This is a genomic window from Bacteroides sp. 11BF (assembly GCF_019633765.1).
Lineage (GTDB): Bacteria > Bacteroidota > Bacteroidia > Bacteroidales > Bacteroidaceae > Bacteroides > Bacteroides hominis.
In genome coordinates, this window is record NZ_JAFKPJ010000004.1 from 321265 (window position 1) to 337366 (window position 16102).

At 48.5% G+C, this 16102-nt stretch carries 14 protein-coding genes; 5 read left to right on the plus strand and 9 right to left on the minus strand.

Going from position 1 to position 16102, the window contains the following annotated elements; all coding sequences use genetic code 11:
* The first annotated feature begins 139 nt into the window (after positions 1–139).
* The gene (locus tag JZY04_RS06280; RefSeq protein WP_181996267.1) at positions 140–2503 is read left to right on the plus strand and encodes a DUF3987 domain-containing protein; all 2364 of its coding nucleotides are present in this window, start codon (positions 140–142) and stop codon (positions 2501–2503) included.
* Positions 2504–2766: 263 nt separating this feature from the next.
* Here JZY04_RS06280 and JZY04_RS06285 read toward each other — a convergent pair whose 3' ends face one another.
* The gene (locus JZY04_RS06285) at positions 2767–3015 is read right to left on the minus strand and encodes a DUF4248 domain-containing protein (protein WP_005779872.1); all 249 of its coding nucleotides are present in this window, start codon (positions 3013–3015) and stop codon (positions 2767–2769) included.
* A gap of 191 nt (positions 3016–3206) precedes the next feature.
* On the opposite strand from JZY04_RS06285, the gene JZY04_RS06290 reads away from it, so the two are divergent.
* Together JZY04_RS06290 and JZY04_RS06295 are read left to right on the plus strand one after the other, a co-directional pair.
* The gene (locus tag JZY04_RS06290) at positions 3207–3662 is read left to right on the plus strand and encodes an HU family DNA-binding protein (protein WP_032539884.1); all 456 of its coding nucleotides are present in this window, start codon (positions 3207–3209) and stop codon (positions 3660–3662) included.
* Positions 3663–3901: 239 nt separating this feature from the next.
* The gene (locus JZY04_RS06295; RefSeq protein WP_181996265.1) at positions 3902–4351 is read left to right on the plus strand and encodes an N-acetylmuramoyl-L-alanine amidase; all 450 of its coding nucleotides are present in this window, start codon (positions 3902–3904) and stop codon (positions 4349–4351) included.
* A gap of 125 nt (positions 4352–4476) precedes the next feature.
* On the opposite strand, the gene JZY04_RS06300 is transcribed toward JZY04_RS06295, so the two are convergent.
* From JZY04_RS06300 to JZY04_RS06315, 4 genes are all read right to left on the minus strand, one after another.
* The gene (locus tag JZY04_RS06300) at positions 4477–6882 is read right to left on the minus strand and encodes a polysaccharide biosynthesis tyrosine autokinase (RefSeq protein ID WP_122141695.1); all 2406 of its coding nucleotides are present in this window, start codon (positions 6880–6882) and stop codon (positions 4477–4479) included.
* A gap of 11 nt (positions 6883–6893) precedes the next feature.
* Positions 6894–7682 carry a polysaccharide biosynthesis/export family protein gene (locus JZY04_RS06305; protein ID WP_122141694.1) on the minus strand — a complete coding sequence of 263 codons (789 nt, stop codon included), beginning with the start codon at positions 7680–7682 and terminating at the stop codon, positions 6894–6896.
* A gap of 141 nt (positions 7683–7823) precedes the next feature.
* The gene (locus tag JZY04_RS06310; RefSeq protein ID WP_122141693.1) at positions 7824–9227 is read right to left on the minus strand and encodes an undecaprenyl-phosphate glucose phosphotransferase; all 1404 of its coding nucleotides are present in this window, start codon (positions 9225–9227) and stop codon (positions 7824–7826) included.
* A 454-nt stretch (positions 9228–9681) separates the two neighbouring features.
* Entirely contained in the window at positions 9682–10602 is a 921-nt protein-coding gene (locus JZY04_RS06315; protein WP_181996263.1) for a Tsr19 family tyrosine-type DNA invertase, read from the minus strand.
* Between the two features lie 235 nt (positions 10603–10837).
* Here JZY04_RS06315 and mpi point away from each other — a divergent pair, with 235 nt between their 5' ends.
* Positions 10838–11431 carry a serine-type multi-promoter DNA invertase Mpi gene (gene mpi, locus JZY04_RS06320; protein ID WP_005779856.1) on the plus strand — a complete coding sequence of 198 codons (594 nt, stop codon included), beginning with the start codon at positions 10838–10840 and terminating at the stop codon, positions 11429–11431.
* Between the two features lie 146 nt (positions 11432–11577).
* Here mpi and JZY04_RS06325 read toward each other — a convergent pair whose 3' ends face one another.
* Positions 11578–12159 carry an HdeD family acid-resistance protein gene (locus JZY04_RS06325; protein ID WP_005779854.1) on the minus strand — a complete coding sequence of 194 codons (582 nt, stop codon included), beginning with the start codon at positions 12157–12159 and terminating at the stop codon, positions 11578–11580.
* Between the two features lie 92 nt (positions 12160–12251).
* Between JZY04_RS06325 and tpx the strand changes: the two genes are divergently transcribed.
* Positions 12252–12752, plus strand: coding sequence for a thiol peroxidase (tpx, locus tag JZY04_RS06330; RefSeq protein WP_005779853.1), 501 nt, complete (start codon positions 12252–12254; stop codon positions 12750–12752).
* Between the two features lie 84 nt (positions 12753–12836).
* Here the strand turns inward: tpx and JZY04_RS06335 are convergent, their stop codons facing one another.
* From JZY04_RS06335 to JZY04_RS06345, 3 genes are all read right to left on the minus strand, one after another.
* Positions 12837–13460, minus strand: a complete 624-nt coding sequence (locus JZY04_RS06335) for a DUF4840 domain-containing protein (RefSeq protein ID WP_122141830.1) — start codon at positions 13458–13460, stop codon at positions 12837–12839.
* A 355-nt stretch (positions 13461–13815) separates the two neighbouring features.
* Positions 13816–14457: a DedA family protein gene (locus JZY04_RS06340; protein WP_044301519.1), complete on the minus strand. Its 642-nt coding sequence runs from the start codon at positions 14455–14457 to the stop codon at positions 13816–13818.
* A 140-nt stretch (positions 14458–14597) separates the two neighbouring features.
* The gene (locus JZY04_RS06345; RefSeq protein WP_181996261.1) at positions 14598–16034 is read right to left on the minus strand and encodes a lipopolysaccharide assembly protein LapB; all 1437 of its coding nucleotides are present in this window, start codon (positions 16032–16034) and stop codon (positions 14598–14600) included.
* Positions 16035–16102 lie beyond the last annotated feature (68 nt).

A 16102-nucleotide genomic window follows, 5' to 3' on the forward strand; every position in this document is an offset into this window, starting at 1 on the left:
CGGTTTTAACATTCGGAAGTGTAAAAAGTTTGTTGTTCTTTTGCATCATGGTTCATTGCAGAGGATGCGGAGTGGAAAGGGTTTTGCTTTGTGCGCTTGGCGGCGGATCGGGATTAAAAACATTAAAATTTAATACTCAATGAAGAAGAGAGAGTTTAAAATTTCCTTTTTCCTCCATGTGTGGGAAAAGAAGGCGGAAGAGATTTCGTTGGAAGAGTTTCATAATGACCTCAGGGGAGCACGCTGGAAGGTGCTTGCCGGGTCGTATCGGCGGTGGATGCAGACGGGGATGGCCGAGGAAGCCAAGAAGCTGAAGGGTGCCCTGAATGCAGTGGTGGTAGCCGGCAGGTGCCGGGGCGGACATGCGGCGAACCAGGTGAGCCGGCTGAGCGGACTGGCACTGTTCGACTTTGACCACTGTCCGGAGAAACTGTCCGGGATGAAGGAGAAGGCCAAGGCGCTGCCTTATGTGGTGGAGGCCTTTGTCAGTATCTCGGGTGAGGGCTTGAAGCTGATTGTGTGCATCGATGCGGAGAATGCCGGGCAATATGCGGCGGCTTATCCTGTCGTCGCCCGTGAGTTGGAGCGCGTGTTGGGTCATCCTTGCGATATGTCGTGCCGTGATTTGGGGCGGGCGTGTTACGCTTCGTATGATCCGGAGGCGTATTATAATCCCGCTGCAGAGGTGTTTCCGTGGCGGGAGCAGGCGGACGGACTGCCGCAGGCGGAAGGGGAGTATCCTGCGCAGGCGGTGGACGGAGCTCGTCCGGCAGGCGTCGCTCCCGAAGCGGGGAATGGCTTTATGCAGGCTTTCCTGAATGATTTTGATGTCCGGAATCCGTTTGCGACGGGAGGGCGTCATGCGTTTATGTTGAAGTTGGGACGTTATGCCCGGTATAAAGGTTTTTCGCCGGAGGAAATGCGGCTGTTGCAAAAAACAGTGGTTGAGAAATACGCGCAGGCTGATTTCGGAAGCGGAGAGATTGAGAAAACGTTATTCTCTGGTTATCAGTATGCTTCTGTCAGAAAGGCGGACGCTGTCGGGGAAGAAAAGGGCTCAAAGGCTCAAGGCTCACTTTATACTCCTCACAGGGAAGAGGAGGGAGATGATTTGGAAGATCTCTTGTTCGGAAAAAGTGAAGCTTACAGACGACAGGCGCCTTACTTTCCCGAAGAGGTGTTCGAGCATCTGCCCGAGGTGCTTGCGGAGGGAGTAAAGGTGGCGGGCAGCTATCGGGAGCGTGACATGTTGCTGACGGCGATGGTTGCCAACATCAGCGCTTGTCTGCCCGAGGTGCGTGTTTTGTATGATCAGGTGTACTACTCGCCGCACCTGTATTACATGGTGATTGCCCATGCCGGAGGCGGAAAGGGGGTGGTGTCGCTTGCCGGCATATTGCCCGGAGAGATTCACCGGTATTATGAGAAGCAGAACGAGGATATGCGTCTGGTGTATGATAAGGCTTTCTTCGAGTGGGAGCTGGAGCTGAAAAAGGCGCAGGCGGAGAAGCGTTCGCCGGACTTTTCGCTGCGTCCCAAAGAGCCTGCCCGTAAATTGCTGACACTTTCGCCCAATGTGTCGAAGAGTTTGCTGATCAGTGCATTGGAGGAGAGCGGCAAGTTGGGGTGCTGCATCAACGCTACGGAGCTGGACATGGTGTCGGGAGCTATCCGCAATGAGTACGGAAAGCATGATGACGTGTTTCGGGCGGCTTTTCAGCACGAGGTGGTTTCGGCCGATTTTAAGGTGAACGGGCGCCAGGTGGTAGCCCACCATCCACGCTTGGCATTGTGTTTCGCCGGTACTCCGAATCAGTTGGCGCGTTTCATACCTTCGTTGGAGAGTGGATTGTACAGCCGTTTTCTGATCTATACCGGACAGAGTGATTGGTGTTGGCGTTCGGCCGCTCCCCGGGCAGGGGGTGAAGATCATCAATCGGTGTTTGCCCGTCTGAGTCACAGGCTGTTGGAGTTACACCTGTTTTTGCTTCAGTCTCCCACGGAGGTCACGTTTACGGCTGCGCAATGGGAGGAGCATACGTCTCGTTTCTCCTCTCACCTGTCCGAGGTGGTGAACGAGCGGGATGATTCGCCCGGGGCGATCGTGCTGCGTCACGGATTGATGGCAAGTCGGATAGCGGGTGTGCTCACTGCTCTCCGCAAGGGGGAGTGTGCCTGGGCAATGCCGCAGTATGTGTGTTCGGACGAAGATTTCCATACTGCCATGCTGATGACGGATGTGCTCCTGGAGCATAGCTTGCTGCTGTCTACCAGTGTGCAGAAGAGTGAAACGAACTCCAAACCTCTGAAGCCTTATTTCAGGTTACGGCCGGTATTACAATCTTTTTCAGGAACTTTTACCTTCGCCGAGATGGTAGAAAAGGCGGTGAAAATGGGAATTCCCCAGTCCACTGCCAAGAGGCTTTTTAAGAAGACTGTAGACTTGGAACTCGTTGTGAAAGAGGATGGAAAATATCGTAAGACTCACCGCAAGTGGGCGTAATGATGCTTGTAGAGTGAGCCTTGAGCCTTTGAACCTTCTCAAAGAGGATAGGGGGGAGGCGAATGTATGAAAAAACTCTTAAGCCTTTTCTGAAAAGACTTAAGAGTTTCTACTAAAAGACTTGGATGTTTCGAGGGAAACGTCTAAGTCTTTTTCACGTTTTTCACCACAGAGGACACAGGGTTCACAGAGGAAAAATTTATTTTCCCCGGAACAGGTGTTTAAATTAAAACTCTGTGTCCTCTGCGTCCTCTGTGGTGAGTTCAAGGCTCTCCCAGGTAATGCACTATCAGCCCGACTTCGCGCTTGAGGAAGCTGTGGCGGTATTTGTTGTAATTGACTTCGGACAGTGCCCGGGTCAGGGCAGTGTTTTTACGCATCCAGCGGTAGAGTTTCTGCAGGGCGAGCACCGGGTCGAGGCCCGGGCAGTAAAGTTGTGCAAGTTCGGCTTTGGTGTACGAGCGGATAATGAAATCGGCTTCGGTTGTGTCTTCTTCTTTTCTTTGGTTCATGGTTTTGATTATCTGATTGTTATCTACCGTAAATATACGAAAAAATACCCGGAATACAGCGTGTTTTTATACTCTTTTTTCGTCAAACTTTGTCATCGGCGCTCTTTCCTTGTCATTGGCGCATCGAGGTTGTCGTATCTTTGAAATGTGATTGAAAAACAGATGTTTAACTCTAAAAAGAAAGTACGATTATGAGTAAAGAAGTTACGTATTCGGTAGTGGCGCGCAAGAACATGCAGAAGAAGGATGATCCCGCCAAGTATTATGCCCAGGCACAGGCGAGTGGCGATGTGGGTCTGGACGAGATCTCGACCCGGGTGGAAAAGGCCTGTACGGTGCACTCGGCGGATGTGGTGGCGGTGCTGAAGGCGCTGGAGGATGAAATGGTAGACGGTCTGTCGAGGGGAGAGATTGTACGGCTGGGCAATATCGGCACGTTTCAGGTGGGCCTGAGAAGCAAGGGAGCTGAAAAGCCGGAGGATTTCAAAGCGGCGAATATCAGCAAGGCGAGAGTGAACTTCCGTCCGGGGCCTGTGCTGGCGGATGCGATGAAGACGCTCAGCTTCAGCAAGGTGAGCACCCGGGCGGCGCAAAAGGGCGACGGGGGCGACGGCGACGGGGGGATTGTGGATGACCCGACGGCATGATTTTCACCACAGAGGACGCAGAGGACACAGAGGAGGAATTAAAACTCTGTGTTGCTCTGTGGTGAAACAGAGTGGTGAAAATTAAAAAACTCTGTGTCCTCTGTGTCCTCTGTGGTGAAAACGTAAAACAACTTAATATAGCAAAGCAACGATGAAGAAGTTACAAAGAATCTTGGAATGGGTGATCGCGTTCCTGATGTTTCTCAGCGGGAGGAATGTCGAAAAGTGAAGGAGGGGGTATGAGGAAAATCGACTTAATCGTGATTCATTGCTCCGCAACGAGGGAAGACCGGTGCTTTACGGAGTTCGATCTGGATGTCTGCCATCGCAGGCGCGGCTTCAACGGGCCGGGGTATCACTTCTATATCCGCAAGGACGGGCGGATTGTGTCCACTCGTCCGGTAGAGAATATAGGGGCACATGCCAAAGGGCACAATGCGACGAGTATCGGTATCTGTTATGAAGGAGGGCTGGATGCGAGGGGATGTCCCAAGGATACCCGGACGGAGTGGCAGGTGCATTCGATGCGGGTGTTGGTGAAGACTCTGCTAAAACAGTATCCCGGCAGCCGTGTGTGTGGCCACCGGGATCTGAGTCCGGACTTGAACGCCAATGGGGAGATCGAGCCTGAGGAATGGATAAAGCAGTGTCCGTGTTTTGATGTGTCTGATGATAAAAAATTACATTGATGTTTTAAAATGGAAATTTAACCGCCATAAGAGTTAATTTAATTAACTCTTATGGCGGTTTGGTTTTCATGGCATAAGTGTAACAAATAATTAATTCTTCATATTTTATAAAATCATAGAGATGTCTAAGTGTGTTTTTGGCCGTAACCATATCCATAGCCGTACTTTTTGCCGTACCCGTAGTAGCGTCCGTATTTTCCGTATCCATAGTAATAACCGTATTTCCGTTTTTTCATGTCGAGCCCGTTGATGACGGTACACAGGTTCGGAAGTTTGTTGCCCAGACGAAGATCCTCGAGCAGGGTATAGTCGGCTTTATGCGTATAGTCGGCACGGCATACATAAACGGAGAGGTCGGCTACCCGTGCGATGATCTGTGTGTCGGTGACCAGCCCGATGGGGGCGGTGTCGAGTATCACGTAGTCGAAGTGTCTTTTCAGAATATCGATGGCCTGCACCAAAGCCTGGCGTGCCAGTAGCTCGGTGGGGTTGGGCGGAACTGTTCCACCGGGGAGGATACTCAGGTTGGGTGATATCTCCGAGGGCTGCACCATAGACAGCAGGTCGGTATGCTGCGGATTGGCCAGGTATTGAGTGATTCCTTTCTCTTTGTGCGAAAGGGAGAATACTTTGTTCAGTCCCGGCTTGCGGATGTCGAGTCCCACGATGACTACTTTCTTGCCGAGCAGCGAGAGGCTGATGGCAAGGTTGGTGGCTACGAATGTTTTTCCTTCGCCGCTGATGGTGGAGGTGACCAGGACCACTTTGTTCTCTTCGCCCAGCATGAATTGCAGGTTGGTGCGGATGCCCCGGAAAGTTTCTGCCATCAGGTCGTTCTCGTTTTCGCGGACGGCGATGCTTCCCTGCTTCCCGTCTCCCTCTTCCGCCAGGGGGATGTCCCCGATGATAGGGACGGAAGTCAGTTTCTCCACGTCCGTCCGTCCTTCTATGCGGAACTGGAGCAGGCCCATGACGTAGATGACGGCTACGGGGATGCCTATCCCCATCAGGAGCGCGATCATGTAGACCGTCTTTGTCTTGGGTGAGACGGGATAGTCGTCGGCCATGGCTTCGTCTACGATTTTGGCGTTATTGGCGGTGGCGGCCAGCGCGATGGAGTTTTCTTCCCGTTTCTGGAGCAGCATCAGGTAGAGTCCGGCCTTGATTTCCTGCTGGCGCGAGATGCTGACGAGCTGGCGTTCCTGGGCGGGAGCGTTGCTGATGCGGCGGTTGAACTTGCCGGCCTGCCGGTCGAGGTCGGCTTTGGTGATAAGCAATCCTTCTTTTACGCTGCGGAGGGTGGTCAGGATGTTTTCGCGCATGGCGCGGATGCTGGTATCCAGATTAACGATCACCGGGTTGCTTTCCGAAGAATTGAGCAGCAGGCGGTTGCGCTGGAGCACCATTTCGTTATACTGGCTGATAAGGGGGGGCAGGGACTGGTCGGTCAGGCCGACGTTGACGGGCAACACGGTGTTGACCTTGTCCGGAGCGGAGATGTACTCGGCCAGGTAGCTTACCAGGTTGAGCTGTGTACCGTTCTCCACCCGTTGTTTTTCGTAGGCGGAGTTTTCGCTGACAGCCAGTTGGGCGTCGCTGGCAAGGTCGGTCAGTCCGGCATCACGTTTAAAGGTTTCCAGTTCTTTCTCGGTGCTGAACAGCTCGTCGTTGATGATGCGGATACGTCCGGCGATGAATTCTTCCGTTTTCTCCGCCACTTCGTTTTTGTCGTTGTTGGTGTTCCGGTTGTAGACCTCGATCAGCTTGTTGATGAAGTCCTCGCCCCGGCGTTTGTTGGTGTTCTTTAAGGAGACGATGACGATAGAGGTGGTTTTGGACGTCGGTTCTACACTGAGTGCTCCCGCATAGCCTTTGGCTGTCCACAGGGGATTGCTGACAACGGCGGTGAGCGTCTGCGGCTCTTTGACGGTGACGGAGTCGTGGGCAAGCGTAAACGTGAACGTGCCTGCGGGAGTAGTGAGCAGGGCCGGCAGCTTGGTGAACCGCTTGCTGTAGGCGTCGCCTCCGACGGTTGCTTTCACGTCGAGTGTGTTGCCGGGCGACAGGGTCAGTTCGAATAGGGCCGGACCCGATAGCTTGTCTGCCTCCTGAGGGGTGAGACCTACCCGTACCGGTGAGCTTTTGTAGAGCTCCACGTCATTGAAGCTGCCCGGGGCGGAGTAGGTGGTGTAGAGGTTCAGCTCGCTGACCACATGCTTTATCAGGGTTTTGGAGCGCAGTATCTCGATTTCGTTGTCGATGTTGGATACGGAGCTGACCAGCCCCAACCCCTCGAGCGCGGTGAGGTTTCCTCCGCTGTTGCCTCCTTTTTTGTCGTCTTTGATGACTACCGAAGCCGAGATGTTGTAAACCGGAGTGGTCTGCCGCAGGTGTAGCCACGCCCCCGCCAGGCAGAGGATGATCGAAGCCACGAACCAGGGCCACCGGATGATGTAGCGGAACAGCATGGCGTGGAAGTCTATTTTCTCTTCTTTTTCTTCGTATAGGTCGTCGTATAAGTCTTCTTTCATTTTTAGTCTCTTTATTTGGCGATTGTAATGATTAAACTGGCAAGCGACACAAGCGTGCCTACCACGGAGAACCAGATGGTGGTGCTGGTGCTGATGTCGGCTGTTTTTGCCTTGGTCTTATTGGGCGTGACATACAGGATGTCGTTCTGTTGCAGGTAGTAGTAGGGCGATTGGACGATATCTGCCCGGTTCATGTCCAGCGTGATGATGTGCTGGTGTCCGTCGGCGTCCTCGCGGATCAGGCGGACGTTGTCACGCAATCCGTACACGGTCATGTCGCCTGCCATGGCAAGGGCTTCGAAGAGGTTGACCTTTTCGTTGCTGATGGTGAAAGTTCCGGGAGCGTTTACTTCGCCGATGACAGAGATCTTATAATTGGCCATACGGACGGTGACGATGGGCGATTCTTTGATATAGTCGCTTAACTTCCCTTTGATCAGTGTTTCTGCCTCGCTTTTGGTCAGCCCGCCGATGTGCAGGGTGCCCAGTATCGGGAATTCGATATTGCCCCGGTTGTCTACCAGGTATTGCTGGAGTGCCGGCTGGCTGGTCAGGTTGTTCTGTGAGGCGCTGACGGGAGTTGCTACAGTGAGGTTGAACGGTTCAGCCAGTTCGGGGTCGGTGCAGGACACGACGATGGTGAGCAGGTCCTTCGGCATGATGCGTGCATCATAAAGCTTGGCTTCCGCAACGGCACGCTGCACCTCTCCCGAGTCTTGTAAATAAGGCACTTTCTTGTAGGACTGGCAGGAAGCCAGCAGGATACAGGTTAACGTAAAAAAAAGTAGTCTTTTTGTCATTTATCTTAATTTTAGAATATTACTATATGGGGTTCACCACAGAGGACACAGAGTTCACAGAGGAAGAATTTAAGATCTTTCTATAAACCTGGAAAATAAAAACTCCGTGTCCTCTGTGTCCTCTGTGGTGAACTCTTTGTTTTAATAAGCTTCTTTTTCTCCTTCTAACGCATTTCTTACAGTTTTATATATTATATATAAATCGAGCATGAAGGTCCAGTGCTCGATATACCAGATGTCTCGTTGCACGCGGCCTTCCATTTGCCACAGTTCGTGGGTTTCGCCACGAAAGCCGGTGACTTGCGCCCAGCCGGTGACACCCGGCTTCACAAAATGGCGGACCATGTATTTGTTGATCAGTTGTGAGTATTGCTCCGTATGTTTCAGCATGTGAGGGCGGGGGCCCACTACCGACATGTCGCCCAACAGTACGTTGATGAACTGCGGCAGTTCATCGATGCTGCTTTTACGCAGGAAGTTGCCGAATCGGGTTTTACGCGGATCGTGCAAGGTGGCTTGCAGGGTGTCGCTCTGTGCGTTTACTTTCATGGAACGGAACTTGTAACACCAGAACTCGCGTCCGTCTTCTCCGCTTCGCTTCTGCTTGAAGAAGATGGGGCCCGGTGAGGTGATTTTGATGGTCAGTCCGACGATGATATAGATAACGGGGAAGAGCGTGCACAGGAACAGCAGGGAGAAAACGATATCGAACGCACGCTTCCTGAAGCGGTTTTCGGTGAAACTGAGAGGCTCCTGACGGATGCAGAGTACGGGCACGTTGCCCAGAAGCTCGAAGTACATCCGGCGTTTAAGATAACTGCGTACGTTGGGGACGCTGAAGAAGCGTATCAGGTGATTCTCACAATAATCGATGATGGGAAGTATCTCCTCGCTGCGGGCGGATGGCAGGCAGCAATATACTTGTTCGATTCCTCCCCGTTTCAGATAATCCACAACCTTGCCGGGTTGTCCCAGGTATTTCACTTTTTCGGGAAAGCGACTGCCGGGCTGGTCGTCGAAGTATCCGATGACACGAAATCCGGAAGTGACATCGTCCGTCATTTGATGATACAGTTCGATGATATTGCTGTTGCTGCCTACGAGAATGATGCTGCGGGAGTTTCCTCCATGCTTGCGGTAGCATTTCAGGAGTCTGCGAAACAGCAGACGGTAGCAGACTAACAGCGTGGTGAACGTGAGATAGAATATCAGGAAGAAACGTGCGGAGAGGATACCGAAGTTTCCAAAGGTGAGGGCGCAGGAGAAGAATAGGGCGTGTCCGGCGCTGTTGCGGATGGCGCGCCATACAATTTGTTCGGGACGTACTACGCTGCGATGCAGTATGACGCCCGATGACATGTTGCTAACCAGATAGCATAAGTTGAGTAATACTAAAACCTGTGGAAGTGAGTGTGTAAATGGGTCTGCAAAGAATTTACTTCCTAAGAGTGCGTAGAGAGATAGAAAGATACCATTCAAGAGAATTAAATCTCCGGCGAATACTATCCTTTTTATAACTTTATTAAACCGCAATACCTGTTTCATAATGTATCTATAGGAGTGTATGTAATAGTTGTCAGTGCTTGATCCACTATCATCTTGCTGTGTGCATTACAATTTGTTCCCTTACTTATTAGGTAATAGAATGCAGAATAACGAAAAGATATAAAATATGGCTTGGAGAGGTTAACTAAACATAAAAGAGGGAGTAGCTTATATAACTACGATGTAAAATTATCGCAATTTGGTAACTCCTGTTTGAGTAATTACATCAAACAGGAATTATGACTAATCTTTCTATTATATGAATAAATTATTTCAAACTGATATTTAAACTGATTATTATCCACTTTATTGGAAAAGAAATTATCATTTTGTTTGTGATATTTCAATTTTTATCTCTACTTTTGCAGCGATAAAACAAACAAATCTGTTCTATTACCTAATAAGTAAGGGATTGCTTTGTTCTATTACCTAATAAGTAAGAGAACCATTTATATCACTCTTCTTCTTCCTTCTTTAGTCTCACGGCAGCAATTACTTTTTTATTCGCATTACTCAGTGTTTTATTATCAAAAGAAGCCAGGTAGATGTATGTCACCTTTTCCGAAGCATGCCCCATGCCAGCGCTGATTACTGAAACCGGAACCCCCTTTTGCAGGGCTGTGGTGGCCCAGCTATGGCGTGCTACATAAGAAGTGAGCGGAGTCTTCAGCTTAAGCATTTCAGATATCTGGTTGAGTCGTTTGTTATACACCCTCAGCGCACTTCGGTATTGCTTATGCCCTTCTTCACCGGCTGCGCTAATGACCGGCAGCAGATAGATGGAGTCTGCACAGAGTGCCGCATACTTCCTAAGAATCGCTTTGGCACAGCTTTCTATGATGACCGTAAGCTGCTGCCCCGTTTTCTGACGGAAGTAAACCAGTGTTTTCCCTCTCACGTCTGTTTTGCGGAGGTGCACCAGGTCGACAAATGGGATGCCACGCAGATAGAAGCTCAGCAAGAAGAGGTCGCGGGCAAAATCGAGCTTACTGTTCTTACCCAGATCGGCCTCCAGCAGACGGGAGATGATGGAAGGCGAAATAGCCCGTTTGGCGGTAGGCTCGTTGCCGATGAAAACATTCTCGAATAACTCCCGCGTATTGAGTGAAGTCAGGTTTTGCTCGATGGCCTGATTGCAAATGGAGCGTAACATGCGCATATAGAGCGAGATCGTATTATGCCTTTTCCCACTCAAAAGCAAATACTGTTCGTACTCCTTGATGCTCTCGGGAGTGATCTCTTCAAAAGTAAGTGAATCTTTTCCTGCAAACTTCTGATAACTGTGCAGGGTGTAAATGTAAGTGTTGGCTGTACTGTAACGACCACCTAACTTAGCCTTCTTGGCTAAAGATTTAATGAACTTTTCAATTTCCATTTTCTTGTTTTTTTTAGTGTGTTCAACAACAATGATTCTAATAAAAAAGATTTTGAGCGGTAAGGCAGAAAATTTGCAGGAAATTAGTAAAAAATCAATAGCTCTAAAGGATAGACGAATGAAAGTATCATAAATACCCAAATGATCCGATGAAAAAGGAGAGTAAAAAAGTGTCCCGAATTTGGATGAATAGCCGTTCTTTCGTGGTGTATTAATCAATTAAAAACATGAAATTATGGTAATAGCTTATTTGAGAGTAAGTACGGAAAAACAGTTTTTAGCTAATCAGAAAGAAGAGATTTTGCGATTTGCAGAGAAAAATGGATTGTCGATCGACAAGTGGTACACAGAGACTATCAGTGGAAGCGTAAGCACAAAAGACAGGAAATTATCAGAGTTACTGAAAAGGATGCACCCGGGGGATACACTGATTGTAACGGAGATTTCGAGGCTGAGCCGTACATTGCTCGAGATTATGACTATCCTGAATTTCTGTATCAAGAAGCAGGTGGTGCTTTATAGCACCAAAGAAGGCTATGTGTTTCAGGACGACATCAACAGTAAGGTGCTGGGATTTGCATTCGGGCTGATGGCGGAAATCGAAAGGAACCTTATTTCGATGCGTACCAAAGAAGCACTTGCACGTAGAAAACAGGAAGGAATGACTTTAGGCAGAAGAAAGGGGGATACGCCTAAAATTAAATTGCTGAGTGCCAACAAGCGGGTACTAACCAGAGAACTTGACAAAGGAACTACTTACTCGGAACTGGCGGAAAAAATGGGGGTGTCCAGAACAACATTATTCCGGTTCATGAAAACGATGTATTAGTGAATGATGAATGATTAGGAGAGCCATGATTCACCACAGATTACACGGATTCTCACAGATTAATAATTTATTTTACTGAGAGTTAAATTAAAATATCTGTGTTAATCTGTGTAATCTGTGGTGAATATGAGTTCATTCACTGTTTATCATTTATCGTTCATCGTCGATGATCGTTTATGAAGGCTTTTCAGTTCGAAGGAGAGCATGACCCGGAAGAAACCGATGATCAGGAAGGTGAATGCCAACATGTATATAACGTAAAGTGCACCCACGGCCGGTTGCCAGAGTATGATCAGCGAACAAATGATGGCAAGGATACCGAAGCCCATGTACCATCCCCACTCACGGGTTCCATAACGTTTCAGGTCCATGGAATAGCCTGTGGCAGAGAAACCGCGGAACATCATCCAGAAAGCGACAATGAACGGTATGACTTCCATGCTGAGCAATGGATAGGCTACCAGGTAAATACCTAAGATCAGGTCGATAATACCTCCTGCGAGATACCATCCCCAGGACGAGATGCTTCGCCGGTTGCTGATGGAAAAGATGATTTCGATAATACCACTGATCAGCATGGAGATGCTGAAGATAACGCTGAGGGCAATGTAACTGCTTCCCGGTGCAAACAGCAGGCAGAGAGCTACGATGATGTACAGAATACCTAAGATAAGAGATAACCACCAGTTTTTGACTGCGTGTTCCATCTCGTCGAATAAAGTTTTCATATCAATTCTATTTTTAGATTATTGTCCCACGTGAACAAAGTAAGCGTACCGATTGTTTAGAATATAGTAAATAAAACTTAGAGATAACAATTATGGCAACAACAAATTTCAAAGGACAACCGGTAAAGCTGATTGGCGAATTTATACAGGTTGGAAAGGTGGCTCCCGATTTTGAGCTGGTGAAAAGTGATTTATCTTCTTTCTCACTAAAAGATTTGAAAGGTAAAAATATAGTTCTGAATATTTTCCCAAGTATGGATACCGGTGTCTGTGCTACTTCGGTGCGTAAATTCAATAAGATGGCAGCGGGATTAAAGGACACGGTGGTATTGGCCATTTCGAAAGACTTGCCGTTCGCTCAGGGACGTTTCTGCACGACGGAAGGCATTGAAAACGTGATTCCATTGTCCGATTTCCGTTTTTCGGACTTTGACGAAAGCTATGGAGTGAGAATGGCCGACGGACCGCTTGCCGGATTGCTGGCACGTGCGGTGGTGGTGATCGGAAAAGACGGGAAAGTGGCTTATACGGAACTTGTTCCGGAGATTACTCAGGAACCTGATTATGAAAAGGCACTGGCTGCCGTGAAGTAATCTGTGTAGGAGAAGATTTAGGAAAAAATAAAGTCCGTGTTCACTCCAAGGAGGTGGGAACACGGACTTTTTCATGTGGAATTGTTACTTCTTTTTAGTCATATCGAAGTCGAACTGTACTTTAGAAGTCGGTATAACCACATCTGCCAGTTTAATCTCGTCGGCATTGAGCTTCATCTTCAACTGATTGTTTTTGTAAGCGAAGCTGCCTTTTTCCGGAGAAGAAATGGTTACGGTTACGGTCTGACCATTTTCACCTTCTGTAGCAGAGGGTAACTGGAGGGTCAGTGGTTCCGGTTCGAATGCAAGGTAGATACTGTCTTTCTCTGTATTGAGAGCCGGCTTGTAACCTACTTTGTATTTTACGTCACCGATAGCTTTGATAATGGCTTCTGCTTTGTCTTTGTCACCGATAATAGAGATGATAAGGTCGTCAACCGGCAATTTGTCGAAGAAAACGGTATCATTCTTTACTGTCGCATTGACATCCTGTCCCTTGGGAGTCTCACCTTCACCGGCATTCTCTCTGCCTGCAGGAGGAGTAACTTGGGTGATCAGTACTTTCCCATTATAAGTGCCTGCCACGTCACCGGTCGATGGAAGAGGAAGCGGAGAGTTGTCATCGTCGTCACAAGAAGACAAGGTTACAACTGAAAAAGCAATCGCAAAAGCATAAAAAAGTTTGGATAGATTAAATTCTTTTTTCATTTTCTTAAACATTAAATTTGTTATATAAATCAGTCGTTCATCAACCAACTGTAAGGCCTAGGAGTTGTTTTTTGATGAATTGTTGATTAACTGGTTTGGTGTACGTACAATAGGTAAATGCAGGGAATATAAATATACTGCATGGAAGAGGAAAAAAAAAGAAAGTTTTTTTTGAGGGAGGGATGAAGGCGGAGTTTTACCACAGAGTAACACGGAGTAATACAGAGTGATAGAGAGTAATGCAGAGTAATACAAAGTTCTTAGAGTTCACTGCCATTCGTTATCGATAGATTAAGTTCACTCTGTGTTGCTCTGTGTTACTCTGTGGTGAATGCTGATTCTTGCTGTGGAGGCACTATTTCTTTTTCTTCATTCCTTTGTAGATAAGGAAGCCGACGATGAAGACTCCGATGGCAATGAAGCAATAGCCCAGTTCGTGGCTGTATTCGGTAACTTTGGCAAGCAGCTGCTCTTCGCTTTCAATGCCGGGGACGGTGGACAGATAGTATCCGATGGCGGCAAGGATGGTGTTCCATAATCCTGCACCTAAGGTGGTGTAGATAAGGAAGGTGTGCAATTTCATGCGGGCAAGTCCGGCAGGGATGGAAATCAGTTGGCGGACTGCAGGGATCAGACGGCCGATGAAAGTGGACAGTGCTCCGTGCTTGTCGAAATATTCTTCGGCATGTTGCACTTTGGCTTCATCGATCAGGCACATGTGCCCGAAACGGCTGTTGGCGAATTTGTAGACGATGGGACGTCCCAGCCAGCGGGCCAGATAGTAGTTGATAAGGGCGCCGATATTGGCTCCTATGGTGGCAAAAAGCACTACCAGGTAGATGTTCAATTCTTCGTTGACTGCTGCTTTGTAAGCTGCCGGAGGAACTACCACTTCGGATGGAAAAGGAATAAAAGAACTTTCAATGGCCATTAAGAGTGTAATGGTCCAGTAATTGAGGTGGTCTAAACACCACTGAATGAAGGCTACAGATTCCATTTGTTTAATTTAGATTGAATTTAATATAGTTTTGGTTTTTGATTTACCACAGAGGACACAGAGGGCACAGAGTTTTTATTATCTTAGTTTATTAAGAAAAAAGATTTCTCTGTGTCCTCTGCGTCCTCTGTGGTGAATAATTATTTTTCGTCTTTTAAGAAATCATCCAGTTCACGGAGCATCTGTTCTCCATCCGCTCCCATTTCCAGGATCATATTCCGAAGCGATTCGAGATTGATGGAGTTGCCACACATCTCGTTGTATTTCTTGAATCCTTCGTGGTCCTGAAGTACAAGGCATACAGAAGCCAGTTGTTCGCAGACTTTGGGATATTCGGGATCTTCCTCCAATACTTGCTCGAAGCAAAAACGGGCATTCTCGAGCATACGGTATTCGAGGCTGTAATTACCGATTTCCATCCATGTGTCGGCTTCGGGGGCATAACGGAGAGCCAGTGCCCATTCTGCACGGGCCTGATCGAAGTTGCCCTCTTCCATGTAAATGCGTCCCTCAAGCAGATAGGGCTCTGCATCCTGTGGAGCCAGCTCTTTGGCCAGCCGGCAAAGGCGGTGGGCTTCTGCCGAGTCACCCAGATGGGAGGCACAGACCGCTTTGTTTGAATAGATATCGGACAGTAACGGAGAAGAGCCGTTGCCGCTTTCTTCAATTGCCTGAAGGGCCAGGCGGTAGCTCTCGGCGGCTTCTGCCCAGTTCTCCTGATGGGCATAAGCCAATCCGATGAACATGTAGGTGAATTCGGGAGAGAGCGTTTTATATTCCAGTGCTTTCTGATACTCTGCGATGGCTCCTTCGATATTTTCAAGGTGAAACAGGCTGTGTGCTTTGATGATATGGGCTTCGCCGAATTCTTCATCGGCTGCGATAGCGAAGTCGCAGGATTCTACGGCCTTATCAAAATCTTTGGTGGCGAACTGACATTTGGCCAGCCCCACCCAGTAAGCCGGGTTGTATGGGTTCTTGTCGATCAGCTTGTTGTAGAAGAAGGTGGCTTTTTCTATATGTGCCGCTCCGGCTGCTCCATAACAATCGGCGGTGGCTGCCAGAAAATCTTCGTCGTCCTTATACAGTTCTATCCCCCGCGTAAGCCACTGTATGCCTTTTTCCGGATAGCCTAAATCGGTATACAGGTAGACAACATCGACCAGAATGCCGAGTTCGTTTTTCTCTTCCTCTTCTATGCTGTCGAGTATTTGGTCGGCATCGTCCAGCTTGCCTTCGTTCAGCAACAGTTCGGCTAAAAGTAGTTTGACGTTGGCGGAGTAGGTGTCGGTGATAAGGTCGGCCACTTCCCGGGCTTTCCGGGGTTGGTTGAGATCCAGAAACAGGTAAGCTTGTTCTACCATGAGGTCGGTATGCCCCGGATGAAGTCCGAGTCCGTACGAAATGACTTCCTGGGCTTCCTTGAACCTGCGTTCGGAGGCGTATTGATCGGCAATATCGGCCAATTGGTCACCATCCATATAGGGAGACTGGTTGTTGGCTTTTAATGTTTCGTATTGCACGATCATATTATGTAATTCCCGCTCTCTTTCGGACGGGGAGTTCTTTCTACCCAATTTAATTAGTAATTATACAGTTAATAATAATTTGATTCGGCGGGAGAAGGTGTGTCATAATTCTTTTT

What these genes read in the sequence shown, in the direction of transcription:
- JZY04_RS06280 (WP_181996267.1), top strand. Translation starts at nt 140, where the DNA reads ATGAAGAAGAGAGAGTTTAAAATTTCCTTTTTCCTCCATGTGTGGGAA.
- JZY04_RS06285 (WP_005779872.1), bottom strand. Translation starts at nt 3,015, where the DNA reads ATGAACCAAAGAAAAGAAGAAGACACAACCGAAGCCGATTTCATTATC.
- JZY04_RS06290 (WP_032539884.1), top strand. Translation starts at nt 3,207, where the DNA reads ATGAGTAAAGAAGTTACGTATTCGGTAGTGGCGCGCAAGAACATGCAG.
- JZY04_RS06295 (WP_181996265.1), top strand. Translation starts at nt 3,902, where the DNA reads ATGAGGAAAATCGACTTAATCGTGATTCATTGCTCCGCAACGAGGGAA.
- JZY04_RS06300 (WP_122141695.1), bottom strand. Translation starts at nt 6,882, where the DNA reads ATGAAAGAAGACTTATACGACGACCTATACGAAGAAAAAGAAGAGAAA.
- JZY04_RS06305 (WP_122141694.1), bottom strand. Translation starts at nt 7,682, where the DNA reads ATGACAAAAAGACTACTTTTTTTTACGTTAACCTGTATCCTGCTGGCT.
- JZY04_RS06310 (WP_122141693.1), bottom strand. Translation starts at nt 9,227, where the DNA reads ATGAAACAGGTATTGCGGTTTAATAAAGTTATAAAAAGGATAGTATTC.
- JZY04_RS06315 (WP_181996263.1), bottom strand. Translation starts at nt 10,602, where the DNA reads ATGGAAATTGAAAAGTTCATTAAATCTTTAGCCAAGAAGGCTAAGTTA.
- mpi (WP_005779856.1), top strand. Translation starts at nt 10,838, where the DNA reads ATGGTAATAGCTTATTTGAGAGTAAGTACGGAAAAACAGTTTTTAGCT.
- JZY04_RS06325 (WP_005779854.1), bottom strand. Translation starts at nt 12,159, where the DNA reads ATGAAAACTTTATTCGACGAGATGGAACACGCAGTCAAAAACTGGTGG.
- tpx (WP_005779853.1), top strand. Translation starts at nt 12,252, where the DNA reads ATGGCAACAACAAATTTCAAAGGACAACCGGTAAAGCTGATTGGCGAA.
- JZY04_RS06335 (WP_122141830.1), bottom strand. Translation starts at nt 13,460, where the DNA reads ATGAAAAAAGAATTTAATCTATCCAAACTTTTTTATGCTTTTGCGATT.
- JZY04_RS06340 (WP_044301519.1), bottom strand. Translation starts at nt 14,457, where the DNA reads ATGGAATCTGTAGCCTTCATTCAGTGGTGTTTAGACCACCTCAATTAC.